We start from the raw sequence: 23,882 nt of genomic DNA on the forward strand, positions 1-23,882 counted from the left end.
ATGAAGCAGCACCGCGGGAACTCGAGGCACCCATGACGCGCATACCCTACGTTTGTCTTGGCTGGTTGATGGTGTCCCTGGGGCTCATCGGTGCGTTCGTACCGCTGATGCCGACAACGATCTTCCTCATCCTGGCGAGCTGGTTCTTTGCCCGCTCGTCACCTCGCCTCGAGGCTTGGCTGCTCGATCATCCCCATTTCGGCTCCACGCTGCGCGCGTGGAACGAAACGGGGGCGGTGCCGGGCCCCGCCAAAGTGATGGCCTGCCTCGGCATGACCGCCAGCTTCGGCCTGTTCCTCATCGGCACGCATCCAGCGCTCTGGCTGGCGGCCGTCGTCGCCGCGTCGATGCTGGCGTCCGCGGTCTATGTCGTCTCGCGACCCTCGCCGCGCAAAACAACCATCGAACGCTCCGGAGATGATTGCTCATGCTGCTGACAAGACAATCCCGGATCGCAATCAACCTGCTCGTCACATGCGCGCGTGCCGATGGCCGCTACGTGCACACCTACGAGGCGGCAGCAGGAACGGGCGCAAGCAAAGAGCACGCAGCCAAGGTGGCGTACCTTATGCGGTGCGCCGGTCTGATCAAATCATCTCGCGGGCGCAACGGCGGCATTGCGCTGGCCCGTCCCGCGCACACGATTTCGATCGGCGATGTTCTCTGCCACACGCAACCTGAAATGAGCCCGTCCGAGCAAAGCCAGCCAGCCGACGATCCAAGCAGCGCCGTCTTCTCAGCGATCGTGGAAGTGGCTTGGTCAGGATTCCACGAGCTTATGGAGCGCTTCACCATCGACGATCTCGTCACGGAGCGCGCGCCGCAACGGCTTCCCTGTACCGGCTGCAGTCGCATGCAACGCGACGCGCTTCCGAGGAACACCGCTCCAGCGACGCCAGTCACCGCCAACAGAGATGCTCATGCGCAACCTATCCATAGCTGACACTGCGCCACGCTTCGCAGTTCTCCTGCTCGTAGCCGGCGTGGTCTGCTTCCCGGCGGCGGCGCAGGTCAGCGCTCCTGCCGCCCCGGCAAAGCCGGCCGAAGTCGTCACGCCAGTTGCTCCGGCCCAGCCGGAAGCTGCACCGCCGGCCGAAGCGACGGAAAACACGCAACCGCTATCCATGCCGGAGGCGCAGTCATCCGCATCGTCTGCACCCGCTGTTGCGGCCCCGGCTGAGGCAAACCCGCCGGGCACCGACGCGGCAACGGCCGCGGCACCATCGTCTTCGCCCATGAGACCGGCCGCCGATGTCACCCCGTTGGCGTTGGGCACCCCGTCGGCAACCGACGCTGCACCAGTGAGCGACACTGAAGGCTCGGCAGCTGCGCCAGCGCCGAAGGACAGCACGCCGCTGCCGCACAACCTTTCCCCTTGGGGCATGTTCCAGGCAGCCGACATCGTCGTCAAAGCCGTGATGATCGGCTTGGCCTTTGCTTCCTTTGCAACTTGGACCGTCTGGCTGGCGAAGGCCTTCGAGCTGGCCCTCGCACGCCGCCGGCTGCGGCGCGCGGATCGCAGTCTTCGCGCGGCCGCAACATTGAACGATGCCTTCGATGCGATCGGCAAGATGCGCGGAACCGGGCCGCACCTCGTGCGCGAGGCGGTCGATGAAATGCGAGCGTCCGAAGCTTTGCTCGATCACGGCAGTGCCAGCGGCATCAAGGAGCGCGTGACCTCGCGCCTGTCCCGCGCCGAGGCCGATGCTGGTCGTCGCCTGACTCTCGGCACCGGCGTCCTCGCCACCATCGGTGCAACCGCCCCGTTCGTGGGGCTGTTCGGGACGGTCTGGGGCATCATGAACGCATTCATCGGCATTTCCGAGACGCAGACTACCAATCTCGCCGTCGTCGCCCCGGGCATCGCCGAAGCGCTGCTGGCCACGGCCATCGGTCTGGTCGCGGCCATCCCCGCAGTCATCATCTACAACGCATTCGCGCGCTCGATCGCAGGCTATCGCCTGCAACTCGCCAATGCGTCCGCCGCGATCGAACGCCTCGTCAGCCGCGACATCGACTTGCGGCGCTTGCCGGGGGCGCCGGTCGTGAAGCTCGCCCTGGCTGCGGAGTAGCACATGGCGGGAAGTCTCAACGCGCGCGATGATTCCGATGAACTCGAGGTCAACCACGAGATCAATGTCACGCCGTTCATCGACGTGATGCTGGTGCTGCTCATCATCTTCATGGTGGCCGCGCCACTGTCGACGGTCGACGTGCACGTGGATCTTCCCGTTTCCAACGCACAGCCCGCCCCGAGACCGTCCGAGCCGATCTTCCTTACCGTCAAGGCCGATCTGTCGCTCGCATTCGGCAACGAGCCGATTGCGCGCGGTGCGCTCAAGAGCGCGCTCGACGGCAAGTCCCAAGGCAACCGCGATGAGCGCGTGTTCGTGCGCGCCGACAAGACGGTCGACTTTGGCGACCTGATGCAGGTGATGAACGAGCTGCGCACCGCCGGCTATCTCAAGATCGCACTGGTCGGCCTGGAAACAGCGACGCCCTCGGCGGCTGCCGAGCCGGGCGCTGCGCCGCAGCCGGCTGCCACTCCAGCGCCCGGGCAGCCTTGATGAGCCGGCAGTTGGTAGCTCTGTCGCGTGACGGCGAAACACCCCGCCAGGTGCTGTTGCGCTGGGGATGCGCAACGATGTGCGTCGCAACGCTTCACGTCGGCACCGTTTACGCCGTCGTGAACTGGCCTCGTCCCCCCGAGCCGGCAGGCGAGCCGCCCGCCGCTGTCATGATCGAGCTTGCTCCGATCCCCGTGGCCCCCGACGCGCCGGAGATGGATGTCGCCGTTGGGCCGCAACAGGAAATGACCGAGGAGAGCACGCCGACCGAAGCTAAGGACGAGCCGGACGAGACCCCGAAGGATCCTGTAGAGCCCGTCAAGACCGAGCCGCCGCCGGAGCCGGTGCAGGATCCCATCGAGCCTGTCGTCGAGCCCGAGCCCGATCTGCCGGAGCTTCCGAAGATGGAGGTGGCCGAAGCTGTTCTGCCGCCGCGTGCCATGGCGCCCGTCGAGCCGGAGAAACCGGAAGAGCCTGAGAAGCCGGACGAGGTCAAGGCCAAGGAAGAGCCGAAGGAGGTCGAGAAGAAGAAGTCGACCCCGAAGCCCAAATCCGTGGCGCAGGCAGCATCCGCGCCAAAGCCGATGAAGTCCGCGCGCGCGAAGGTGAACGCTGCGCCATCGTCGGGCACAGCGTCTGCAGCATCGATCTCAAGCTGGCGCGGCTCCGTCGTCGCTCATCTCAATCGGCACAAGCGCTATCCGGGCGGCGGAGCGCGCGGGACGTCGTCAGTGGCCTTCACGATCAATCGATCAGGAGGTGTCATCGCCGCGCGCCTCATCCGCTCATCGGGAAACAAGACACTGGACCAGGAAGCGGTGGCGCTAGCCCGCCGGGCGAGTCCCGTGCCCAAGCCTCCAGCGAACATCGCCGGCGGAAGCATCGTGCTGACGGTTCCGATCCGCTTCTCACGCTGATCAAATTCAGGAGTATTGCGTCATGAAAGTCCGCATCCAACGAAAGGCAGGCTTTGCCACGGTCGCCGGCCTTGCCGCGCTAGTGCCCGTGTCTGTCGCGGCTCAGCAACCGGCGGCCAATGTCGAGCCGGTGATCGAACCGCTGCCGACCGCTGCAGTCTCGACAACCGCGGCACCGGCGGCAAAGAAGCCAGCCCCCGCGCCCAAGTCTCTGGCTGCCTGGCGCGGCAAGGTGCTGGCTCACCTCAATGGCAACAAGCGCGATTTCGGCGGCGGCTCCGGCACGGCAACCGTTGCCTTCAAGATCGATCGCAGCGGCAAGGTGACCTCAGCCCAAGTCGTGACCAGCTCGGGCAACAAGGCGCTCGACGCCGAAGCGGTCGCCCTGACACAACGAGCAAGCCCGGTGCCGCCTCCGCCTGCCGACGTGGCCGGGCCCTCGCTCTACCTCAAGGTCCCAATCCGCTTCGCCAAGTGACGACGCCGAACCTTCGATCGCTGGCGCGCACCTCACCGCCGCTCGCACGAGCCCCGCCTCGAAGCGGCAAGCCTAAAGCAGGCCGCGCAACCACACGTGCGCCGGATCCGTGTCGTGCGAGCGGTGCCACACCAGCTTCATGGTGAAGCGTGGGCTTTCGAACGGCAGCGGCCAGACGTTGCAGAGCGAGTGCACCTCCGGGCGCTCCGCAAAGCGCGAGGGGATGGCCGCAATGAGATCGGTCGACGATACGATTGATGGTAGCGTCGTGAAGCGCGTGACGGAGAGACCGATGCGGCGCGTCAGCCCGAGCTGCTTCAGCGTCCCGTCCACGGGCCCCGTCACGCCCTGTCCCGTCGGGGATACCAGCGCATGCTGCATGCCTGCGTAATCCTCCGCCGATATCCCCTCGCGCATCGCCGGATGACCAGGGCGCGCGATGACGACGAAATGCTCCTCATAGAGATCGCGCGACAGGAAGGGCCCCTTCGGGACGGGCGCGCCGATGATCGCCAGGTCGATCGTTTCGTCCATGAGATGCGGCTGCGGCGTTCTGACGACGAGCCGGCACCCCGGCGCCGTCCGATCGACCGCGGCAACCAGTTGCGGTATAATAAGGAGTTCCGTCAAATCGTTTGCGAGCACCGAAAAGTTCATCTCCGCTGAGCTCGGGTCGAACGTCGGCGGCGACAGCAGGCGCTCCGCGGCAGCGCAAAAATCCCTCAGCTCGGGCGCGAGGCGACGCGCCAGAGGCGTGAGCCGCATGCTCGATCCCTCGCGCACGATCAATTCATCGTCAAACACGTCGCGCGCCCGCGCCATGGCCTGCGAAACTGCCGGCTGGGTCAGGTTCAGGCGCTGTGCTGCGCGTGTGATCGACAGCTCGGCGAGCACCACGTCGACGATGACCAGGAGGTTGAGATCGAAATTGCGCAGGTTCATCGGCGCACTCTATTGGGTCACGAGCGGGCGTTGGCAGGGGGAAGGACACAGGGACATAAGCCTCACTTATACGCGGAATTAGCAATATGGATTTGAGCGCTCACCAGAGTCAGCCAACCTTCTCATCACCCGAACCTCGTGCCACACGGCATCGGTGGCGTACCTGTCGAAGCGGCCAGGAGCGGACATAGTAACACGTTGATCGCAACGGCAATCCCGTTTCGGGAGCCGTTGCACCCATCCACAAGACGGGGTGCCCCGTCGCATCACCAGCGGGCGGAACCAGTCATTATGACGACGCTGTCACTTGACGCAATTCCGCCCCTTGCTTTTGGCCAGAGACACGCACTCCACTACACTGACCCTGAGCGCATGTCGGCCGAATTGGCACGCGGCACCTCGGTCGTCATGAACTACCGTTCCGTCGAGCCCGGCGGAGCTTTTCGTGCCCAATCATCGCTCATCAAGACGCGCAATGTGCGCCTGGTGGCCTCGGCGTCGTCGGCCATTCGAGTGGACGCGCATGGAGCTTCGACCGCCTTTTTTATGGTCGCGCTCCATGGTGGGGGAACGACGAAGCAGGAAGGACGAACTCTCGACTGGGGTAAGGGCAAAGCGGGTGTTTTCCTTCCTCCTGGGGGCTGCACGGCGCGCTTTTCCGCCCGCTCGGTGATCGGAATAGACATTGATCCGGCTGCCATCGCTCACGTCACGCAAGTCATGCTCGGCGGCAAGCCATCCAGACGGCAGCACTCTTTTGATTTCACCGAGCCATGCGCTGTGAACCTGCGGGGCAACAGGCTCGATTTCAGCAGCATCTTCATCAGCGCGGCGTCGATGCTTGACCATTTCGGCGGCGATACCCGTCTCATCGAGCGGGCAGGCCTTGATGACACCATCCTCAGGATGGTTGCCCTGCTTTTCAACTTTGAGGAGCTGTCGTCGGGTGGCAGCGATGCGAGGGCCAACCGAGCCATCATCAGGCTGACGTGTGAGTATATCGATGACAACCTGACGGGCCCGATCACGCTGACCGATCTCGAAGCGCTCACCGGTCTATCACGCAGAAGCCTGCAATATGCCTTTCGAGACGAGTTTGACTGCACTCCGATGCAATGGGTGGCGCGGCGGCGTCTCGAAGCCGTCCGCAAGCAGATTCTTGCCGCTCGCCAAGGTGACACACTGACGACGATAGCGGGCGCATACTTTGCAAATCTCGGTGAATTCGCCCGCATGTACCGGCAGCAGTACGGGGAACTCCCATCAGCCACGCTGAGGAATGCCCTGTCCAGGCGCTTCCGATCCTAAGTCGGCTCCCTCGTCGCTGGGCCGATGATGGAGACGCTGCGGAGCGGCTTCTGAGCTGAGCTTTCATTTCGCGATTCCGATAGTCCGCTTCGCTTGCTCCACTTCGCAAGGCCGCGCTGGCGTCGCCGTTTCGGCGAGATCGGCGATCGTGGCGGCTGTGCCGATCAATGGTCACGCCGCATTACATTGCGCGATCCTGATAGTCGCTTCGCTAGTTCGATATCGCGCATTCAGGAATCACCGCCTCATCGAATGAGCCCGTTGAGCCGCGCGCTGGTGACTGTGTGTCACTGCCGCTGCGATCGATCGGGCCGTTGCGCCGCGTATTGCGCACGGCTTTTGCGCGCATCCATCTCTGCTGGGCGGCGAGCCTCATGCCCGCCACGGCAGCATCGGCGAGAGTCATTTCAAGTCTCAGGTCTGCGTATCACGCGTCAATTCAGTCACGTCGCGTTCGAACAGCACATTCCGGGGACCATCACATGTCGGCAATCTCGCGCCCACGATCATCGCAGCTGTTGCGCATCAGCACGATCGCCCTCGCGGCCGCTTTGGGCGCGCCCATCGCGCACGCCCAGACCGTCATCAACGACCAGACGGTGACGGTCCCGCCGTCATCGATCCCTTCCGGCAACAATCTGACGGTTGGCTCGACGGGCACGGGCGTCCTCAATATTGTGTCGACGGGCAGTGTCAGCACCTCAGCCACATACATCGGCGAATTCGCGGGTAGCAGCGGAACGATCAACGTCACGGGCGGAACCTGGCAAAGCACCGCCGAAGTGGACGTGGGATTCTACGGCTCGGGAACACTCAACATTACGGCCGGCGGGGTGGTAATAACCACTACCGGCACGAGCCTCGGCCGCTTTGCTGGCAGCAGCGGCACCGTACTCCTCAGCGGGGCAGGGTCAACGTGGACTGCGAATACCGACGTGACGGTTGGCGAGCTGGGCACAGGCTCGATGACGGTTTCGGACGGCGCCGAATTGACTGCGAGCAATATCATCGTCGGCAGCGAGACGGGATCGACAGGAACGTTCCTCCTTACCGGCAGCGACTCCGAGGTCACGCTCAGCAGCAGTCTCTATGTCGGATATGATGGAGATGGCACGTTCAACGTCACCGATGGTGCAACACTGACCGTCACCGGCGGCATCTACGTTGGCTACTCCGAAGGCCAAGGCGTCTTCAACGTGTCGGGCGGCAGCACCGTTACCAGCGGAAGCGCGGACTTTGGTTACTACAGCGACGCTGGCCAAGGCACGGCGAACATTTCCGGTCTCGGCACGACCTGGACGATCAACGGCTCTCTGACGCTGGGCGACGAAGGCGGCGCCGGCGAGATGAATATCACCGACGGCGCTCAAGTCTCGGTTACCGGCAACCTGCTCATGGGAGCCTACGACGAGAATATTACACGCGGCGATCTGCTCATTTCCGGAGCGGGCTCTCAGCTCACTGTGGCTGGAAACGCCTCTATTGGCGATGAACGGCCAGCCATCGTCGTCGTCAGCAACGGCGGATATCTGCAGACCGGAGACACGGTAATTAGTGCCGACACATCTGCACCGAGCACGGTCACAGTCACTGGCGCTGGATCGGTGTGGGATTCCGGTGATGTTATCGTCGGTGAGTATGGGGTGGGCCAGCTCATCATTACCGATGGCGGCGTCGTCAACGGAACTGGTGAGGCAACCGTCGGCTATTACGGTTCTGGTTCGTCCGCCACCGTCTCGGGAAGCGGGTCGCAGTGGAACTTGGCTAGCAACAATCTTTACGTCGGATACTACACCGATGCTTCGGTCACCGTGACGGACAACGCGGTGTTGACATCTGGCGACATAACCATCGGCTACGGCACCGACGGTCACGGTGTCGTCAACGTCACTGATGGCGGCAAGATCTACAGCGGCGAAGTTACGCTTGGCAGCTACGGCTACCCGATGTCTGGAACGATGAACATTTCCGGGGCTGGCTCCGAATGGCACGTGACCGGCGACATCACTGCCGTCGAGGACTATGGCGCCGCCACCATCAACGTCACCGACAGTGGCCTGCTGACAGTCACAGATAATCTTTACCTCGGCAGCTACGGCTCCCACACCGACGACCTTGCTCAGATGACTGTGTCCGGTACCGGGACGATCGTTGAGATCGGCGGCACGAGCTATATCGGTTATGGCGCCGTTGCGTCGCTGGTTGTAACGAACAACGCGCAGTTCACCACCGATGAATTGCAGGTCGGACCCTTCACAGAGGGTACGATGACGATCAGTAACGGTGCGGTCGTGACGGCGACGACGGGGACCGAAATAGGCGGGTCTGGCACACTGATCTTCGGTGCTGCCGCAGGCGAGGCTGCGACGGCAAGCGGAACTCTTTCCACGCCCACCGTGACGTTCACGGGCGGCGCCATCGTCTTCAATCATACGAACAACCTGATCTTCGACGCGGAGCTGGTGTCTGACTCGGCGGGATTCGGAGACGTGCAGGTTGTGGCCGGTACGACGACGTTCACCACCGGCACGGGCGCCTACTCCGGTACCATTGAAGTCACCGGTGGCAAGGCCGTGTTCAATGCTGACGTGGGCGGCGACGTCACGGTCTCAGGAAGCGGCATCGTCGGCGGCTCCGGGACGATCGGCAGCCTCGATGCACTGAGCGGTGGCACGGTGTCTCCCGGAAACTCGCCAGGCACGCTGACTGTCACGGGCGACGTGGCGTTTGCTTCTGGCTCCACCTATGTCGTCGAGGTTGACGGCGCGGTGTCTGATCTGATCACGGCGGGTGGCACTGCGACGCTGACCGGTGGCACGGTGCAGGTGTCCGGGTCGCCCTCGCTGATGCGTTACACGATCCTCACCTCCTCCGCGCTGACGGGTACCTTCGACGGCGTCGAGACCACATCGGCCTTCATCAACTACAGCCTCGATTACGACCTGCTGAACGCGTACCTCGTCGTCGACGGCTACAACTCGTTCACGATTGCAGCGCGCACCCCCAACCAGTACGCGGTTGCCAACGCGCTGGATAAATTCCCGTCGGCTAACCCTCTTTATAGTGCGATCCTCGCCGGCAGCGTTTCGGACGCCCAGCAGGCCTTCAACGCCTTGTCGGGCGAGATCCATGCTTCGGTAGGCTCAGCGCTAGCCGACGACAGCCGCTACGTGCGCGAAGCGATCACCGGCCGTCTGATCCAGGCGTACTACGGCGGCGTCGGTGCCGGTGGCGGCCAGCCGATCGTGATGGCAGCCGCCGCGCCGACCGATGTTGTGGAGATGGACAGCTCATCGCGCATGTCGCTGGGCGCCGGCTACGCCTCATCGCGCGCTGCAGCACCCTCCAGCGGTCATGATCTTGCCTACTGGAGCCGCGCCTTCGGTGCCTGGGGCGAGTACAACACCAACGGCAACGCGGCGACGACGGATCGCAACCTCGGCGGCTTTATCACCGGCGTCGACGGCGGCCTCGGTGGCGGTTGGCGCGCAGGTCTCGTCACCGGCTACATGTACACCGGTCTTTCGGCGGACGATCGCTGGAGCTCTGCCAACATCAACTCTTATGTGCTCGGCGGTTATGCTGGCGGCGCCTTGGGCGGCGGCTTTGCGCTTCGCTCCGGCGGCACCTGGACGTGGAACGACATCGATAGCAACCGCAGCGTCGTGTTCCCCGGGTTCTACGAAGGGGAGGCGGCGAACTACAATGGCGACGTCGGCCAGCTGTTCGCGGAGCTTGCCTATCCTGTGTTCACGCACGGGGGTGTCGTCGAGCCGTTCGCAGGTCTTGCCTACGTGCACGTCGGCACGGACGGGTTCACCGAGAGCGGCTCTGTTGCGGGTCTGACGAGCAGCGGTCTCGATATGGATCTTGGCTACGGCACGCTTGGTGCACGCACCGGTACGACGGTGGTGTGGGGCGCAACGACGGTGATCCCGCACGCTTCGCTCGCCTGGCAGTACGCGTTCGGCGACACGACGCCGGAGCAGGCCTTGGCGTTCGCCTCGACGGGCATCGGCATGGGCATCGGCGGCGTGCCGCTGGCACAGAACAGCGCGCTTGTTGAAGTGGGTATCGATGCGCTCGTCGCGCAGGATGCCACGCTCGGCATCTCCTACATCGGCCAGTACTCCGGCGACTTCACCGACACCGGTCTGCGCGGCCGCTTCAACTGGAAGTTCTGAGGTCTCTCCCGGCTTCGGAAAAGGCCGGCGGGTGCTTGCCCGCCGGCCCAACCAGACGGCGTGCGTTCGTTCAGCATTGAGTTCGTCGAGTTAGTTGCCAGTCCAATCGATTGCAGCGGAGACTCTAGATGCCCGGGCCGATCAACTCACGAACATATGCTGGGGCCATTCTGACCACGGCAGCGATGTTGGCAGCGGCGCCAGGCGCGCAGGCTCAGACGGTCATCAACAATCAGACGGTCGTCGTTCCTCCATACAACATCCCGAACGCCGCTCTGATCATCGGATCGACCGGAGCCGGCACTGTCGACGTTACTGCGGCGGGCTCAGAAACGGTGAGCCTAACTACACTTGGCCAGCAGGCAGGCAGCACCGGGACATTAAACGTTGAGGGCAGCTTCAGTGCCGAGGGGATCACCGTTGGAGACAGTGGTACCGGTATCCTCAGCATTAGCAATGGGGGCTCGGTGTCGACCCCATATTCCATCTATTTCGGATTTGGCGCGGGGTCTTCGGGGTCCGCTTCAGTGACAACGCTCGGAACGCTGGACTCAACCACACTGCAGGTTGGTGTCTCCGGAACCGGCACGCTGACTATTGCGAGTGGTGGTGTCGTCACGACGTCGGCCCAGATCGGCTTGGGCGATGGGATCGCCACGATTGGTGTCGAAGCTGGCTCCTCTGGCATGGTGTCCGTGACTGGCACAGGCTCTGAATGGAACAACGTCGACATGACGGTTGGTGCTTCGGGGACTGGCTCGCTTAGCATCACCGACGGCGGTGTCGTGAATACGAGCGACACTGGTATCGTGGGACAGAACGCCGGGTCGAGCGGCACCGTGACTGTGACGGGCGCCGGGTCGCAGTGGAGCGCTGGAGCGACCATCATCGGCGATAACGGGTCGGGCACCGTATCCGTAACTGACGGCGGCATAGTGAGCGGCAGCAGTGCCGTGCTCGGCAACGCGGCTGGCTCGACCGGCGCTGTAACTGTCACCGGCTCAGGATCTCAGTTGAACCTCACGGCGGGCTTGACGGTCGGTAATGATGGAACTGGCACGCTCGGCGTCACTGCCGGCGCCAGTCTCACCGTCGGCGGCGCCGTAAATATCGGCATGGGTGACGGCGACGGCGTGGTCACCGTCAGCGGCGGCAGCACCGTAGTTTCGGGCGACGTCAACCTCGGTGCACAGACGTCAGCGGAAACAGGTTCCGGCACGCTGAACGTGTCGGGCGCCGGCACGACATGGTCCATGGGAGATCTGACGATCGGCTATGACGGCGGTACGGGTGAGATGAACATCGCCGGCGGAGCACAGGTCGACACCACGTTTTTGAGCATGGGCAACGGCCTCGCAGCGGAAGGCCTGCTGACCATTTCCGGCGTGGGATCTCAGCTCACGGTCAGCGGCCCATACGGCTATGTCGATCTCGGCTTATACGGCCCAGCGACGGTCGTAGTGAGCAATGGCGGCGTGCTGGCAATCGATGGCTCTGCCTATACGGCTGAGGACGCGGGGGCTACCACCAACGTCACCGTGACGGGAGCTGGCTCCATGTGGACCATGACCGGTGATTTGACTGCCGGTTATTATGGTGGTGACAGCACAATCAACGTGCTCGACGGCGGGCAAGTCGAAGTCGGTCAGGACCTTTATACCGCCTACTCTGGCGCCGGCGATACATCCACAATCTTGATCTCCGGCACCGGGTCGCAGTTCCTCGTCAGCGGAGATGCCTATCTGAGTTACGGCAGCGACGACGGTGATGGACCCAGTACGCTTAGTGTGGCGAACGGCGGGCTCTTTCAGGTAGATGGCACAACCTATCTTGGCGGCGGTGATCAAGCGACCGTGACGGTGACCGGCCGTGGATCGGCTTGGATCGCCAATGACATCGAGATCGGCGTCTATGGCGATGACCCAGACTTTCCCAACGCGCGCGGCGATGTCGTAGTCTCCAATGGCGGATCGATTGAGGCTGCAAACATATCGCTGGGGACAGACATCCTCTATCCGGGTAACCCTGGGATCGGTACTCTTAGCGTTACTGGAGCGGGCTCGAATGTCTCGCTGACCGGCGCTTTGACGATTGCCGATTCCGGCACGGGCACGGTCACGCTGGCCAACGGCGGAACGATCAGCACAACCGGCGTTTCGATCGCCAATCAAGCTGGCAGCGTCGGCACGCTCATATTCGGTGCGGCTTCCGGAGATGCTCCGGCAGCAACTGGCACGCTGAGTACGCCGACAGTGACGTTCGGCTCCGGCACTGGCGAGATCGTTTTCAATCACACGAGCAACTTGAGCTTTGCTTCCGAACTTCTCGGATCGGGTGTCCTCTCGGTGCTGGCCGGCACGACAACCTTCACGACGGACTCGGCGAGCTACTCGGGCGCTATTGACGTGAGCGGCGGCAAGGTGGTGTTCAACGCGGACTATTCGGGCGGCGACGTAACGGTCTCAGGAAGCGGCATCGTCGGCGGCTCGGGCACCATTGCCAGCCTCGATGTGCTCAGCGGCGGCACGGTGGCACCGGGCAATTCGCCGGGCACGCTCTCTGTCGGGGGGAACGTCTCGTTTGCGGCAGGCTCCACGTATGCCGTAGAGGTCAACGGAACTCAGCACGACCTGATCGATGCGGGCGGATCCGCAACTCTCACGGGCGGCACAGTGGTCGTATCCGGCTCGCCTGCGCTGATGACCTACACGATCCTAACCGCTGCAAGCGGAGTGACCGGCACATTCGATGGTCTGTCGAGCGCGTCGGCATTCTATCTCTACAGTCTCGATTACGACGCCAACAACGTCTACCTCGTTGTCGACGGTATAAATTCGTTCACGATTGCAGCGCGCACCCCCAACCAGTACGCGGTTGCCAACGCGCTGGATAAATTCCCGTCGGCTAACCCTCTTTATAGTGCGATCCTCGCCGGCAGCGTTTCGGACGCCCAGCAGGCCTTCAACGCCTTGTCGGGCGAGATCCATGCTTCGGTAGGCTCAGCGCTAGCCGACGACAGCCGCTACGTGCGCGAAGCGATCACCGGCCGTCTGATCCAGGCGTACTACGGCGGCGTCGGTGCCGGTGGCGGCCAGCCGATCGTGATGGCTTCCGCCGCACCGACGGACGTGGTCGAGATGGATAGCTCCTCGCGCATGTCGCTGGGCGCAGGTTATGCGTCGTCACGCGATGCAGCTCCATCTGCTGGTCGCGACCTCGCCTGGTGGAGCCGCGCATTCGGTGCATGGGGTGAATACAACACCAACGGCAACGCGGCGACAACCGATCGCAACCTCGGCGGCTTCATCACCGGCGTCGACGGCGGCCTCGGGGGCGGTTGGCGCGCAGGTCTCGTCACCGGCTACATGTACACCGGTCTTTCGGTTGACGACCGCTGGAGCTCTGCAAACATCAACTCCTACGTGCTCGGCGGTTATGCCGGCGGCGCGCTGGGCGGCGGCTTTGCACTCCGCTCCGGCGGCACGTGGACGTGGAACAGCATCGATAGTAATCGCAGCGTCATCTTCCCCGGCTTCTACGAAGGGGAGGCGGCGAATTATGACGGTGACGTCGGCCAGCTGTTTGCCGAGTTCGCCTATCCGGTCTTCACGCATGGTGGCGTCGTCGAGCCGTTCGCAGGTCTTGCCTACGTACATGTGGGCACGGACGGGTTCACCGAGAGCGGCCCTGTCGCCGGCCTGACGAGCGGCGGCCTCGACATGAACCTCGGCTACGGCACGCTGGGTGCGCGCACCGGCACGACGATGGTGTGGGGCGCAACGACTGTGATCCCGCACGCTTCGCTCGCCTGGCAGTACGCGTTCGGCGACACGACACCGGAGCAGGCCTTGGCGTTCGCCTCGACGGGCATCGGCATGGGCATCGGCGGCGTGCCGCTGGCACAGAACAGCGCGCTTGTTGAAGTGGGCATCGATGCGCTCGTCGCGCAGGATGCCACGCTCGGCATCTCCTACATCGGCCAGTACTCCGGCGACTTCACCGACACCGGTCTGCGCGGCCGCTTCAACTGGAAGTTCTGATCGCCAGTCCGCATCGGCATCGTATCGACGAGTGGGAGCCGCGCCGCGCAGGCGCGGCTCCATCGCTTGCGAATGCCGACGACCGGGCGCCAATCCTCTCGGTTTGGAAGGACGCCTAGGGCTTGAGATGCGCGTCGAGGAAGGATCGCAGCTGGCGGATCGCCGGCGTCGGCTCGAACTTCTTCAGGATCATCGAGCGCACGAACACGCCGTCGAGATAGGTCGAGATGAAGGTCGCGGTCTCGGCCACGTCCACCTTGCGGAAATCGCCGCGCGCGATGCCCGCCGATAGCGTCTGCTGCAGCACCTCGCGCTCCTCGTCGTAGAATTGGTGGATCGCCTCGTCGAGCCGCGACTTGCGCTTGTCCGTCTTCGCGTAGTCGATCGAGATCATGATGAGCTTGCTGATCGTATCGAACTGCAAGATGTGCGTGTCGAGCCAGCCATAGAGGATATCGCGAGGATGCTCGCGGCCCTGCCGCGAGATGCGGAACTGCTCGAACGCGCGCTCGACGGCCAGCGTGACCACCTGGCGGAACAGCTCTTCCTTGCTGCCGAAGTAGTAATAGATCAGCGCCGGATTGAAGCCGGTCGCATCCGCAATGTCCTTTGTCGTCACCGACGAGAACCCGCGCCGGGAGAATAGCTCGAGCGCGGCTTCGCGGATATTCAGCGAGGCATCGGGCGTGGCGAGACTCAGCTTCGGCCTGCCGGCGCTTCCGCTGCGCTTGGGGCGTACGCGTGTGGATGTAGTGCGCTTGTCTTTGGTCTTGCGCAGCGACCTTTCCTCTTTCGCCATGCCCGCCTTCGCGCGTCCTCTCCTATCGCCCACACCCTTTGTAGCAGGCCCGCAGCGATTCTGCCGATGGCGCCAGAATGAGCAGGTTGGTGACGAGATTGTTCAAAAGACAGGCGCTCTGACAAGCATTTTCGCTTGCGAGAAAAAATTAATTGAGCGTTTAATTAAATCGCCGCTGCCCCACGGTCGCGACAGGATCGGCCGCTGAGCTTCGGTTGTTGAACAAGGCAGATGGTTCCGATGGATGCAGTTGCGATGAAGACGGATCGGGTCAGCAGCACGCCCGCTGAGCGTCCGCCACTGTCGCGGCGCCGTCGCAGGAAAGCACCGCTTTGGTCCATCCGCGGGCAGGTGGCGCCGCACACCTATGTCATCATGGCATGCATCGGCATTGCCGTGCCGTTTCTCGCCTGGGTCGCGGTCAATGCCCTCGGCACGGTGCCGCGCATCTTCATGGCATCGCCCACTGACGTCGCTCTGCGCTTCGTCTCGTGGCTCAGCAATGAAGGCTTCGGCGCGGACTTCTGGACCAGCGTATCGCGCGTCAGTCTTGGCTTTCTCGCATCGCTCGCGCTGGCACTTCCGCTCGGGCTGTTGAGCGGCACGTTCAAGCCGGCCGAAGCACTGCTGGAGCCGGCGATGGACTTCGTCCGCTACATGCCGGCGGTCGCATTTGTGCCACTGATGCTCTTGTGGTGCGGCGTCGGTGAGACCTCGAAGGTCGCCGTCATCTTCGTCGGCACGTTCTTCCAGATGCTTCTGATGTTCGCCGATGACGTCCGCCGCGTGCCGATGCAACAGATCGAGGCGGCGCAAACCATGGGCGCGACCCGGCGGGAAGTCGTCTACCGCGTGATCTTTCCCTCTGCCGCCCCGGCGATGTTGACCACCTGCCGCATCACGCTCGGCTGGGCGTGGACCTACCTCGTCGTCGCCGAGATGGTCGCCGCTAATTCGGGCCTCGGCTACGCGATCCTGAAAGCGCAGCGCTTCCTGCAGACCGACAAGATATTCGCTGGTTTGATCGTGATCGGGGTGATTGGCCTCGTTCAGGATCAGGTGCTTCGCGGCCTGCACAAAGTGCTCTTTCCATATCTCAAGGGGCGCTGATCATGAGCAAAGGCATTTTGATCGAAGACCTCTCGAAGTCGTTCGGGGCAACACTCGTGCTCGACGACGTCAGCCTCAGCATCGCGCCGGGCGAGTTCGTGACCATTGTCGGCGCCTCGGGCTGCGGGAAGTCGACGCTGCTGCGCATCCTGGCCGGTCTAGAGATGGCCGATAGCGGTGTCATCGCGTGCGGCGACAAGGAAATCACCGGACCCGGCGTCGAACGCGCCATGGTTTTTCAGGATTACAGCCTTTTTCCCTGGCTCAGTGTCATGGGCAACGTGCTGTTCAGCCGCCGGCTGGCCGCCAACGCGCACGACAATCTCGCCCTCGAACGCGACGCCGAGGAAAAGCGGGCGGCGCTGCTGCTGTCGCTCATCGGGCTGTCCAAGGTGAAGGACGCCTATCCGACACAGCTTTCAGGCGGCATGCGCCAGCGCGTCGCCATTGCCCGCGCGTTGATGTCGAAGCCCGCGGTTCTGTTGATGGACGAGCCTTTCGGTGCGCTCGACGCCCAGACGCGAGAAGTCATGCAGGACTTGGTGCTCGAGGTCGCGCGCAACGAGGGCACCACCGTCGTCTTCGTCACCCACGATGTGGAAGAGGCCATCTATCTCGGCTCGCGCATCGTGCTCATGGCGCCTTACCCCGGTCGCGTCGACTGCATCTACGACGTGCCGTTCTCGCGCAACCGCGACATGTCCATCCGGATCGCGCCCACCTTCCTCGATCTCAAGCGCCGCATCATGAACCGAGTGCGCGACACGGTCGCCAACTCGTTCGACGGCGTTGACCAGGCTCTCACGGGGTGAGCGCATCCGGCGGCTGACAAATCGCAACAAAGGAGTTTCGACTATGCTGAGTGGACTTCTAAAAGGACTTCGAAAAGGCACGTTCGCCCTGGCGGTCTCGGCGACAGCGGCCATCGGCGCAATCGTGCCCCAGGCGCACGCGGAGGAGAAAGTCACCCTCGCGACCGTGGCCTGGATCGGCTACGCGCCGTTTTACGTTGCAGTCGAAAAGGATCTGTTCAAGCCATACGGCGTCAAGGTCGAGCTGAAAGACTTCGCCGACCCAGCATTGATCCCCGCTGCGCTGAGCAGCGGCGGCATTCAAGGCGCCATGTATACCTACGATCAGGTCATCAATCTCGTCGCCAATGGTAACGATTTCCGCGTGGTCATGCCGATCGACTACTCGAACGGCGCCGACGCTATCGTTGCCTCCAAGTCGATCAAGTCGCTTGCCGATCTGAAGGGCAAGCAGGTCGCCTACCCATTCGCCACTTGCGATAACCTGCTGGTCGCCTACGCCCTGAAGTCTGTTGGCCTCAGCGAGTCCGACGTGCAGGGCCTCGACACGACGCCCGAGAACGTGCCTGCAGCGCTCGCCGCTGGCGTCGCAGCGGGAGCCACCTACGAGCCCAACGTCAGCAAGGCTCTGAAGCTCGAGGTCGGCGACGGCTTCCATTCCATCTACACCTCCGCGACGGCGCCGGGCCTGATCACAGACGTCCTCTATTTCCCCGCCGACTTCATCGCCAAGAACCCGAAGACGGTAGACGGAATCATCAGGGGTTACATCGATGGGATGAAGTACCTCAAGGAGCATCCCGACGAGGCTTACGCGATCGTAGCGAAGTATTTTTCCACTACGGTCGATGATGTGAAGGAGCAGGCCAAGGGCGTTTACAACGTGCCCGTTCCCGAGATGGCCGGCTACTTCACCCCGCGCGACGACGCCAAGTCGTTCTTCACGACGGGCAAGCTCATCGCCGACATCCTCGTCCAGCGCGGCCAGATCAAAGCGGCTCCGAAGATCGAGGACACCTACACGACCGAGTTCGTGCAGAAGCTCGCCTCATCGCAGTGATCCGCGCGCGGCCGCTCGCAACCGGGCGGCCGCCACCCGCAAAAATCAGAACAAGTCCCGCAAACAGGAGAATTACGGTGGACGCCTCTGTCAACAATAACGACGCGGTGCTCGGCAACCTGCGCGCTTCCGGGGTCAAGTACATGCTGGCGAGCTACGTCGACATGCACGGTGTCTCCAAGGGCAAGGTGGTCCCGGTCGAGCACTTCGACCGCATGATGTCCGGCTCGGAGCTGTGCACCGGCGCAGCGCTCGACGGCGTGCCGCAAGACGTGAGCGACGAAGAAGTCGCCGCCCATCCCGATCCCGCGTCCTGCACGGTGCTCCCATGGAACAAAGACATCGCCTGGTTCGCCAGCGACCTGTGGTGCGAAGGAAAGCCGTTCGATGCCTGCAGCCGCAACATCCTGAAGCGCGCGCTCAGTAAAGCAGCGAGCATGGGATACGCCATGAACCTCGGTATGGAAGCCGAGTTCTTCGTCCTGCGCGATGATGCCGAGCGCGGTTACGCGCCTTTGTCGGATCGCAAGCACCTCGACAAGCCGGCCTATGACGTCTCGCGCATGCTGGACAACATGGGCTGGATGGACGAGCTCGTACAGGCAATGAACAGTCTCGGCTGGGACGTCTACAGCTTCGACCACGAGGACGGCATCGGCCAGTTCGAGATCGACTTCAACTACTTCGACGCACTGTCCATGGCCGACCGCTTCGTGTTCTTCCGCCTCATGGCGCACGAGATCGCGCGCAAGCATGGCGGCTTCGCCACCTTCATGCCCAAGCCTTTCGTCGATCGGGCCGGCAGCGGTGCGCACTTCAACATGTCGCTCGCCAATATCAACACCGGCGAAAATCTGTTCTCGGACACCGCTGATCCGCGCGGATGCAACCTGTCGAAGCTCGGCTACCAGTTCCTCGCCGGTGTCCTGAAGCACCTGCCAGCCATCTGCGCCGTCGTCGCGCCGACCGTGAACAGCTACAAGCGGCTGGTGCTCAAGGGATCTATGTCGGGCTTCACGTGGGCGCCTGTCTGGGCGTGCTACGGCAACAACAACCGCACCAACACCTTGCGCATTCCGATGGGCGGCGGCCGTGTGGAACTGCGCGCGGCGGACAGCGCGTGCAATCCTTATCTCGGCGCAGCCCTGGTGCTGATGGCGGGACTCGAGGGCATCGAGCAACAGCTCGATCCTGGCGAGCCGCACGGCGAGAACATGTACCTCAAGAGCGAGGAGGAACTCCGCGCGATGGGCATCACCCATCTGCCGAAGACCCTGCTGGAAGCGATCGATGCCTTCGACGCCGATCCCTTGAGCGCCACCGCGTTTGGACCGGCGATGAAGCAGGCGTGGCTCGACTTCAAGCGTGATGAGTGGGCGAGCTACATCAACCACGTCTCCGACTGGGAAAAGAGCCGCTACCTCAAGTTCTACTGAGGACAGCGCCTCGAAGCAGCAGGGAGAACATCGATGCAGTGGGCGGAGCGCACATGGTGCGAGTTGCCGCACGACCTCGCGGCAGCACGTTTCACGGCGCTCCTGCCCGTGGGAGCGACCGAGCAGCACGGGCCTCAGCTCGCAACCGGCATGGACTGGGTGCTTGCCGATAAGCTCTGCCGTGAAGTTGCGCACCGCACAGGCGTGCCCATGTTGCCGCCGCTGCCGTACGGCTGCTCGCTCGGCCACAGCCAGCGCTGGCCAGGCACGATCGCGCTCCAGCCCATCACTCTGATCACGCTCGTGAAGGAAATCGGCGATTGGGCATATATCAGCGGCGTGCGGCGCCTCATCATCGTCAACACCCATGTTACGAATGCGGCGCCGCTGCGCTGTGCTCTGGAAATGCTGCGTGCCGAGCACGACGACATGATGGTCGCGGTGATCAACTCCGCGCACATGAGCGAGCGGGTGAGGGCCGCGCACTTTGCAGACGCGGACGATTGGCACGCCAATGCCACCGAGACATCTCTAATGATGGGTATCGCGCCGCAGATCGCGCGGCCGCCCCTGAACGCGACGTCGGATGATCCAGATCGCACGCAAGGTCTGGTCTTCTCCCACCCCGTCAACCGCACCAGCGCCAACGGCGTGACGGGAAACCCGAGCCAGGCCACCGTCGAGGATGGGCTGCGTCTGTTCGCGTGGATGACGGAAGACCTGGCGGCCATCGTCGAAAAAGGAAAGCTGGAGCAGCCTCCGCTCGCTGCGTCCTATGTCAGCCGCGCCTCGGACTGAGCAGCGCTTCTCCGAAACCCTGCAATCGTCGCGCCGATGCCGTTTAACGCCGCGAGGGGAACGCTTTTTCAAGCTGCTGGAGTCTAGAAGACTCTCGAGTGGCAGGGGAGCACCTCGAGGTATGTCCGCAGCGCAAGCCGTCGTTACCGATAGATTAAAGCCCGGACTCTCCCGCGCTGAGGCTGCAGGCGCGCGCTCCCCATCGATCACACATTCAAATCGGCGGTCTTGACGCTCGGTTTCATAAGTGAAGCCGGGTTCGATTGCACTATTAAGTAAAGAGAGCGCCGGGCCGCTCTCGCAGGAAGGGAAATGACAATGCTCTCCAGCAAGACCGGAATCGAAGTTCTCCGCGATCCCTCCCTCAACAAATCGACTGCGTTCAGCGAAGCGGAGAAGGTCGCGCTCGGTCTGGTCGGCCTCGTCTCTGACACGACGGAGAGCGAGGATCTGCAACTGAAGCGCGTCATGATGCAGCTGGCGCACAAGACGACCGACCTCGACCGCTACATCTACTTGATCAATCTGCTCGATCATAACGAGACGCTGTTCTATCGCACCGTGATGTCGGATCCTGCGCGCTTCCTTCCCATCGTCTACGACCCCACCATCGGCGAAGCCTGCCTCAAGTTCGGCCACATCTATCGCCAGCCGCGCGGCATGTATCTATCGATGTCACGGCGCGGGAAGGTGAGGGACGTTCTGAGCAACTGGCCCCAGAAGGACATCCGTTTCATCTGCGTCACCGATGGCGGACGCATTCTCGGCCTGGGCGATCTCGGCGCCAACGGCGTCGGCATCCCGATCGGCAAGCTGCAGCTTTACACGGCGTGCGCGGGCGTGCCGCCGCAATACCTGCTACCGATGTATCTCGACGCCGGTACCAACAACGAGCAGCTCCTGCACGATCCGCTTTATCTCGGCTTGCGCCGGACGCGCCCGGCCACGGAAGACCTCTTCTCCTTCGTCGACGAGTTCGTCGCAGCGGTGCAGGAGGTGTTCCCGAAGTGCTGCATCCATTTCGAGGACTGGACCGGCGTCGACGCCGTCCATCTGCTAGAGCGCTACCGCGACAAGTACTGCGTCTATAACGACGACGTTCAAGGCACCGCGGGCATCGTTCTCGCCGGCATGATCAATGCGGCGAGGATCAAAGGCAGCGAGCTCAGCAGCGAGCGGTACCTGTTCCTGGGCGCGGGCTCTGCCGGCATTGGGCTATCGGGCCTCCTATGCTCGGCGATGGTCGAGGAAGGCCTGTCGCTCGAGGAAGCGCGCGCGCGCATCCACATGTTCGATGTCAACGGCCTATTGGAAAGCACCAGAACCGATCTCGTCGACTTCCAGAAGCCGTACGCGCACGACCATGCGCCGACGCGAGACTTCCTTGCCGCGATCGAGAGCATCCGGCCCACCACGATCATCGGCGTCAGCACCATTGGCGGCGCGTTCACCCAGCCCGTGATCGAAGCAATGGCCCGCATCAACGAGCGCCCGATCGTTCTGGCGCTCTCCAATCCCACCGAGCACGCCGAATGCACCGCCGAGCAGGCTTACACCTGGTCGAACGGCAAAGCGATCTACGCCGCCGGCGTTCAGTTCCCGCCCGTCCACCACGATGGCACGACGTTCCTGCCGGGGCAGGCGAACAATTTCTATATTTTCCCCGCCATCGGCATGGCCGTGTTCGCGACTGAGGCTTCACGCGTGACCGATGCAATGTTTATTGAGGCCGCCCGCGCCGTGGCGGACCAGGTCCCCGCGTCACTGCTGAACCAGGGCCTGCTCTACCCGCCCCAGGCCAACATCCTCGAGACGGAAATCCAGACGGCGGCGCGCATAGCCGAGCTGATCTTTGCTTCCGGACTTGCCCGTGTTGACCGGCCCGGAACGGACATGGTCTCGTTCATCCGCGGCCACGTCTACAAGCCGGAATACCAGAAGATCGACAGCGAGATTCAGCAGGTAGCCTAGGGGGCTGCGCCCGCGGCGCTTCAGCTCTCAAACGACGCCGAAACCCAGTCGCTTGAGCGCCTGGCCCGCCAGCTTGGCATCCTCGCCACCGTGCGCCATCAGCTGATCGAGATGGTGCACAAGCTTGCCGAGCTTGCGCTTTTTCATCTCGTCGTAGAACACGCGTGAGACCTCTTCCGGCGCCAGCGCGAGTATCCCGATGGCTTCCATCCGGGCCTCTTCGATCTTGCTGGACGACATCGAACACCTGCCGATTTTGGGGCAACTGCCAACCTATATGCGTCGCGCAGCTGGCATCGTACAGGGGCAGATCGTCCCACGATGCGTCGCGGTTAAATTGCCGTTGATGCATCCTCGTAAAGGTGGTGTCACAATTTTCCGTGCCACCTGGTCGTCGAAGCCGAGCCAGCATCGAACGGCTGCGGCGCTCGCGCGACGTCTTTGATCGCCGTGTCAGGCGAGAAATTGTGGTCGGCTCGAAGCGACTTCACTTCGACAGTCATTTCCTACATCGAGGCGGTGGCGGAGGACCGCTTGCACTATCGTGCACGCTTGATTTCGGGTCGGTAAGCCGGAAACGTCGATCACCATGCGCAAAAACCGGTCAAAGTCCTCGGAGGCATGTTGATATTCCATCGGCATTCTCGGCTCCCACCTCCAGTAGCGACAGAAAAGACGATTGGCTGGTCACCGCTTCGCCCGGACGGTTGCGCGTTGTCTCGCGTCATCGGGAGGCTCATCAGGTAAGCGATATCTACGTGCGTGGCGGCCGAAACATAGACACCGGTCCGTTCGCGGGAGATGGGGCAGCAAGTCCACAAAAGAGCGACTTGATCGTAAAGATTGATCGCTCGCAGCAGGAAAAGGCTGATCTAATTGCCTTTCTCAAGACGCTAACCGATGCGACGCTGCTGACTTCACCGCGTTTCTCAGATCCGTGGAAATGACGTTGCGGAGACGTCCCTTGCTCGGATTGAATGACCTGCTGTAAACGTGGGTCCAAATTTTGTACTTTCCACCTTTCTTTCCTGAAGCTTCGTCGAACATTCGATGCCAGTGGCACTGATGAAGACTGAATACTGGGGCGGCGCATGCCATTCTCTGAAACGTCATTTGACCCTGATACTCAAGAGACGCTCAAGCGGGTAATGGATGAAGTATGCGCTGAGGTTCGGGACGACGCGCTTGAGGTCGATAAGGCGACGCGGCTCATGGTTGTCATCCGGCTCGTTGCCGCAGCCGCGGACGGTGAGCGTGATCCGGACAAGCTCAAGCATGTCGCTCGCAAGGTGGTGAAGCCCTAGCTCCGTCGCCGCGTTCACCAACTGAGTTGGGCATTGTCGGAATGCACTAGGCAGCACGAACACCGCCAGGCGCCAACTAATCTGCTTGATTGATACTGAGACAAGCTCTGCAGCCCTAGGCTTAGGAAATATCTAACCAGCGACGGTTTGCTGCCG

The 23,882-nt window shown here is 62.8% G+C and carries 19 protein-coding genes; 16 read left to right on the forward strand and 3 right to left on the reverse strand.

Features of this window, described 5'->3' with window-relative positions:
• Nucleotides 1–32 precede the first annotated feature (32 nt).
• The 6 genes from NDB2M4_RS16575 to NDB2M4_RS16600 are packed head-to-tail and all read left to right on the forward strand — an operon-like array spanning nt 33 to nt 3,962.
• The gene (locus NDB2M4_RS16575) at nt 33–437 is read left to right on the forward strand and encodes a YbaN family protein (protein WP_083556519.1); all 405 of its coding nucleotides are present in this window, start codon (nt 33–35) and stop codon (nt 435–437) included.
• Complete coding sequence (locus tag NDB2M4_RS19860) at nt 428–943, forward strand: RrF2 family transcriptional regulator (RefSeq protein ID WP_083556647.1); 516 nt, start codon at nt 428–430, stop codon at nt 941–943. Before NDB2M4_RS16575 ends, NDB2M4_RS19860 begins: the two co-directional genes overlap by 10 nt.
• Nucleotides 921–2,072 (forward strand): tonB-system energizer ExbB, encoded by a 1,152-nt coding sequence (exbB, locus tag NDB2M4_RS16585; protein ID WP_083556521.1) that lies wholly within the window; start codon nt 921–923, stop codon nt 2,070–2,072. Before NDB2M4_RS19860 ends, exbB begins: the two co-directional genes overlap by 23 nt.
• A 3-nt stretch (nt 2,073–2,075) precedes the next feature.
• The gene (gene exbD / locus NDB2M4_RS16590) at nt 2,076–2,567 is read left to right on the forward strand and encodes a TonB system transport protein ExbD (protein ID WP_072377060.1); all 492 of its coding nucleotides are present in this window, start codon (nt 2,076–2,078) and stop codon (nt 2,565–2,567) included.
• On the forward strand, nt 2,567–3,484 hold the full coding sequence (locus tag NDB2M4_RS16595; RefSeq protein ID WP_072377062.1) for an energy transducer TonB family protein: 918 nt from the start codon (nt 2,567–2,569) through the stop codon (nt 3,482–3,484). The genes exbD and NDB2M4_RS16595 overlap by 1 nt, the downstream gene beginning before the upstream one ends.
• Nucleotides 3,485–3,506: 22 nt before the next feature.
• Nucleotides 3,507–3,962, forward strand: a complete 456-nt coding sequence (locus tag NDB2M4_RS16600) for an energy transducer TonB family protein (protein WP_072377064.1) — start codon at nt 3,507–3,509, stop codon at nt 3,960–3,962.
• A 72-nt stretch (nt 3,963–4,034) separates the two neighbouring features.
• On the opposite strand, the gene NDB2M4_RS16605 is transcribed toward NDB2M4_RS16600, so the two are convergent.
• Nucleotides 4,035–4,904 carry a LysR family transcriptional regulator gene (locus NDB2M4_RS16605; protein ID WP_072377066.1) on the reverse strand — a complete coding sequence of 290 codons (870 nt, stop codon included), beginning with the start codon at nt 4,902–4,904 and terminating at the stop codon, nt 4,035–4,037.
• Between the two features lie 291 nt (nt 4,905–5,195).
• On the opposite strand from NDB2M4_RS16605, the gene NDB2M4_RS20520 reads away from it, so the two are divergent.
• From NDB2M4_RS20520 to NDB2M4_RS16625, 3 genes are all read left to right on the forward strand, one after another.
• Nucleotides 5,196–6,212 carry an AraC family transcriptional regulator gene (locus NDB2M4_RS20520; RefSeq protein ID WP_244536209.1) on the forward strand — a complete coding sequence of 339 codons (1,017 nt, stop codon included), beginning with the start codon at nt 5,196–5,198 and terminating at the stop codon, nt 6,210–6,212.
• A gap of 482 nt (nt 6,213–6,694) precedes the next feature.
• The gene (locus NDB2M4_RS16620; protein ID WP_072377070.1) at nt 6,695–10,396 is read left to right on the forward strand and encodes an autotransporter domain-containing protein; all 3,702 of its coding nucleotides are present in this window, start codon (nt 6,695–6,697) and stop codon (nt 10,394–10,396) included.
• A gap of 128 nt (nt 10,397–10,524) precedes the next feature.
• Nucleotides 10,525–14,436, forward strand: coding sequence for an autotransporter outer membrane beta-barrel domain-containing protein (locus NDB2M4_RS16625; RefSeq protein WP_072377072.1), 3,912 nt, complete (start codon nt 10,525–10,527; stop codon nt 14,434–14,436).
• Between the two features lie 115 nt (nt 14,437–14,551).
• Here NDB2M4_RS16625 and NDB2M4_RS16630 read toward each other — a convergent pair whose 3' ends face one another.
• Nucleotides 14,552–15,235 (reverse strand): TetR/AcrR family transcriptional regulator, encoded by a 684-nt coding sequence (locus tag NDB2M4_RS16630; protein WP_083556525.1) that lies wholly within the window; start codon nt 15,233–15,235, stop codon nt 14,552–14,554.
• 255 nt (nt 15,236–15,490) lie between these two features.
• On the opposite strand from NDB2M4_RS16630, the gene NDB2M4_RS16635 reads away from it, so the two are divergent.
• The 6 genes from NDB2M4_RS16635 to NDB2M4_RS16660 all read left to right on the forward strand — a co-directional run bounded on the left by NDB2M4_RS16635 (nt 15,491) and on the right by NDB2M4_RS16660 (nt 22,422).
• Entirely contained in the window at nt 15,491–16,345 is an 855-nt protein-coding gene (locus tag NDB2M4_RS16635) for an ABC transporter permease (protein WP_139247348.1), read from the forward strand.
• A gap of 2 nt (nt 16,346–16,347) precedes the next feature.
• A complete protein-coding gene (locus tag NDB2M4_RS16640; protein ID WP_072377076.1) occupies nt 16,348–17,157 on the forward strand; it encodes an ABC transporter ATP-binding protein in 810 nt (269 codons plus the stop codon).
• A 43-nt stretch (nt 17,158–17,200) separates the two neighbouring features.
• On the forward strand, nt 17,201–18,217 hold the full coding sequence (locus tag NDB2M4_RS16645) for an ABC transporter substrate-binding protein (RefSeq protein ID WP_072377078.1): 1,017 nt from the start codon (nt 17,201–17,203) through the stop codon (nt 18,215–18,217).
• A gap of 77 nt (nt 18,218–18,294) precedes the next feature.
• Nucleotides 18,295–19,653 carry a type III glutamate--ammonia ligase gene (glnT, locus tag NDB2M4_RS16650; protein ID WP_072377080.1) on the forward strand — a complete coding sequence of 453 codons (1,359 nt, stop codon included), beginning with the start codon at nt 18,295–18,297 and terminating at the stop codon, nt 19,651–19,653.
• A gap of 33 nt (nt 19,654–19,686) precedes the next feature.
• The gene (locus NDB2M4_RS16655; RefSeq protein ID WP_072377083.1) at nt 19,687–20,451 is read left to right on the forward strand and encodes a creatininase family protein; all 765 of its coding nucleotides are present in this window, start codon (nt 19,687–19,689) and stop codon (nt 20,449–20,451) included.
• A 312-nt stretch (nt 20,452–20,763) separates the two neighbouring features.
• Nucleotides 20,764–22,422 (forward strand): oxaloacetate-decarboxylating malate dehydrogenase, encoded by a 1,659-nt coding sequence (locus NDB2M4_RS16660; protein ID WP_072377085.1) that lies wholly within the window; start codon nt 20,764–20,766, stop codon nt 22,420–22,422.
• Between the two features lie 27 nt (nt 22,423–22,449).
• Here the strand turns inward: NDB2M4_RS16660 and NDB2M4_RS16665 are convergent, their stop codons facing one another.
• The gene (locus NDB2M4_RS16665; RefSeq protein WP_072377087.1) at nt 22,450–22,662 is read right to left on the reverse strand and encodes a hypothetical protein; all 213 of its coding nucleotides are present in this window, start codon (nt 22,660–22,662) and stop codon (nt 22,450–22,452) included.
• A gap of 851 nt (nt 22,663–23,513) precedes the next feature.
• Here NDB2M4_RS16665 and NDB2M4_RS20075 point away from each other — a divergent pair.
• Nucleotides 23,514–23,726, forward strand: coding sequence for a hypothetical protein (locus NDB2M4_RS20075; protein WP_139247349.1), 213 nt, complete (start codon nt 23,514–23,516; stop codon nt 23,724–23,726).
• The last annotated feature ends 156 nt before the right edge of the window (nt 23,727–23,882 follow it).

The organism is Hyphomicrobium sp. NDB2Meth4 (assembly GCF_900117445.1).
In the GTDB taxonomy this organism is placed as follows: domain Bacteria; phylum Pseudomonadota; class Alphaproteobacteria; order Rhizobiales; family Hyphomicrobiaceae; genus Hyphomicrobium_A.

Bases quoted from the DNA above. Each gene is read 5' to 3' on its own strand.
- NDB2M4_RS16575 (WP_083556519.1), top strand. From the start codon at position 33: ATGACGCGCATACCCTACGTTTGTCTTGGCTGGTTGATGGTGTCCCTG.
- NDB2M4_RS16630 (WP_083556525.1), bottom strand. From the start codon at position 15,235: ATGGCGAAAGAGGAAAGGTCGCTGCGCAAGACCAAAGACAAGCGCACT.
- NDB2M4_RS16600 (WP_072377064.1), top strand. From the start codon at position 3,507: ATGAAAGTCCGCATCCAACGAAAGGCAGGCTTTGCCACGGTCGCCGGC.
- NDB2M4_RS16640 (WP_072377076.1), top strand. From the start codon at position 16,348: ATGAGCAAAGGCATTTTGATCGAAGACCTCTCGAAGTCGTTCGGGGCA.
- exbB (WP_083556521.1), top strand. From the start codon at position 921: ATGCGCAACCTATCCATAGCTGACACTGCGCCACGCTTCGCAGTTCTC.
- NDB2M4_RS16625 (WP_072377072.1), top strand. From the start codon at position 10,525: ATGCCCGGGCCGATCAACTCACGAACATATGCTGGGGCCATTCTGACC.
- NDB2M4_RS16665 (WP_072377087.1), bottom strand. From the start codon at position 22,662: ATGTCGTCCAGCAAGATCGAAGAGGCCCGGATGGAAGCCATCGGGATA.
- NDB2M4_RS16655 (WP_072377083.1), top strand. From the start codon at position 19,687: ATGCAGTGGGCGGAGCGCACATGGTGCGAGTTGCCGCACGACCTCGCG.
- NDB2M4_RS19860 (WP_083556647.1), top strand. From the start codon at position 428: ATGCTGCTGACAAGACAATCCCGGATCGCAATCAACCTGCTCGTCACA.
- NDB2M4_RS16660 (WP_072377085.1), top strand. From the start codon at position 20,764: ATGACAATGCTCTCCAGCAAGACCGGAATCGAAGTTCTCCGCGATCCC.
- NDB2M4_RS16620 (WP_072377070.1), top strand. From the start codon at position 6,695: ATGTCGGCAATCTCGCGCCCACGATCATCGCAGCTGTTGCGCATCAGC.
- NDB2M4_RS16605 (WP_072377066.1), bottom strand. From the start codon at position 4,904: ATGAACCTGCGCAATTTCGATCTCAACCTCCTGGTCATCGTCGACGTG.
- NDB2M4_RS16595 (WP_072377062.1), top strand. From the start codon at position 2,567: ATGAGCCGGCAGTTGGTAGCTCTGTCGCGTGACGGCGAAACACCCCGC.
- NDB2M4_RS16645 (WP_072377078.1), top strand. From the start codon at position 17,201: ATGCTGAGTGGACTTCTAAAAGGACTTCGAAAAGGCACGTTCGCCCTG.
- NDB2M4_RS20075 (WP_139247349.1), top strand. From the start codon at position 23,514: ATGCCATTCTCTGAAACGTCATTTGACCCTGATACTCAAGAGACGCTC.
- NDB2M4_RS16635 (WP_139247348.1), top strand. From the start codon at position 15,491: ATGAAGACGGATCGGGTCAGCAGCACGCCCGCTGAGCGTCCGCCACTG.
- NDB2M4_RS20520 (WP_244536209.1), top strand. From the start codon at position 5,196: ATGACGACGCTGTCACTTGACGCAATTCCGCCCCTTGCTTTTGGCCAG.
- exbD (WP_072377060.1), top strand. From the start codon at position 2,076: ATGGCGGGAAGTCTCAACGCGCGCGATGATTCCGATGAACTCGAGGTC.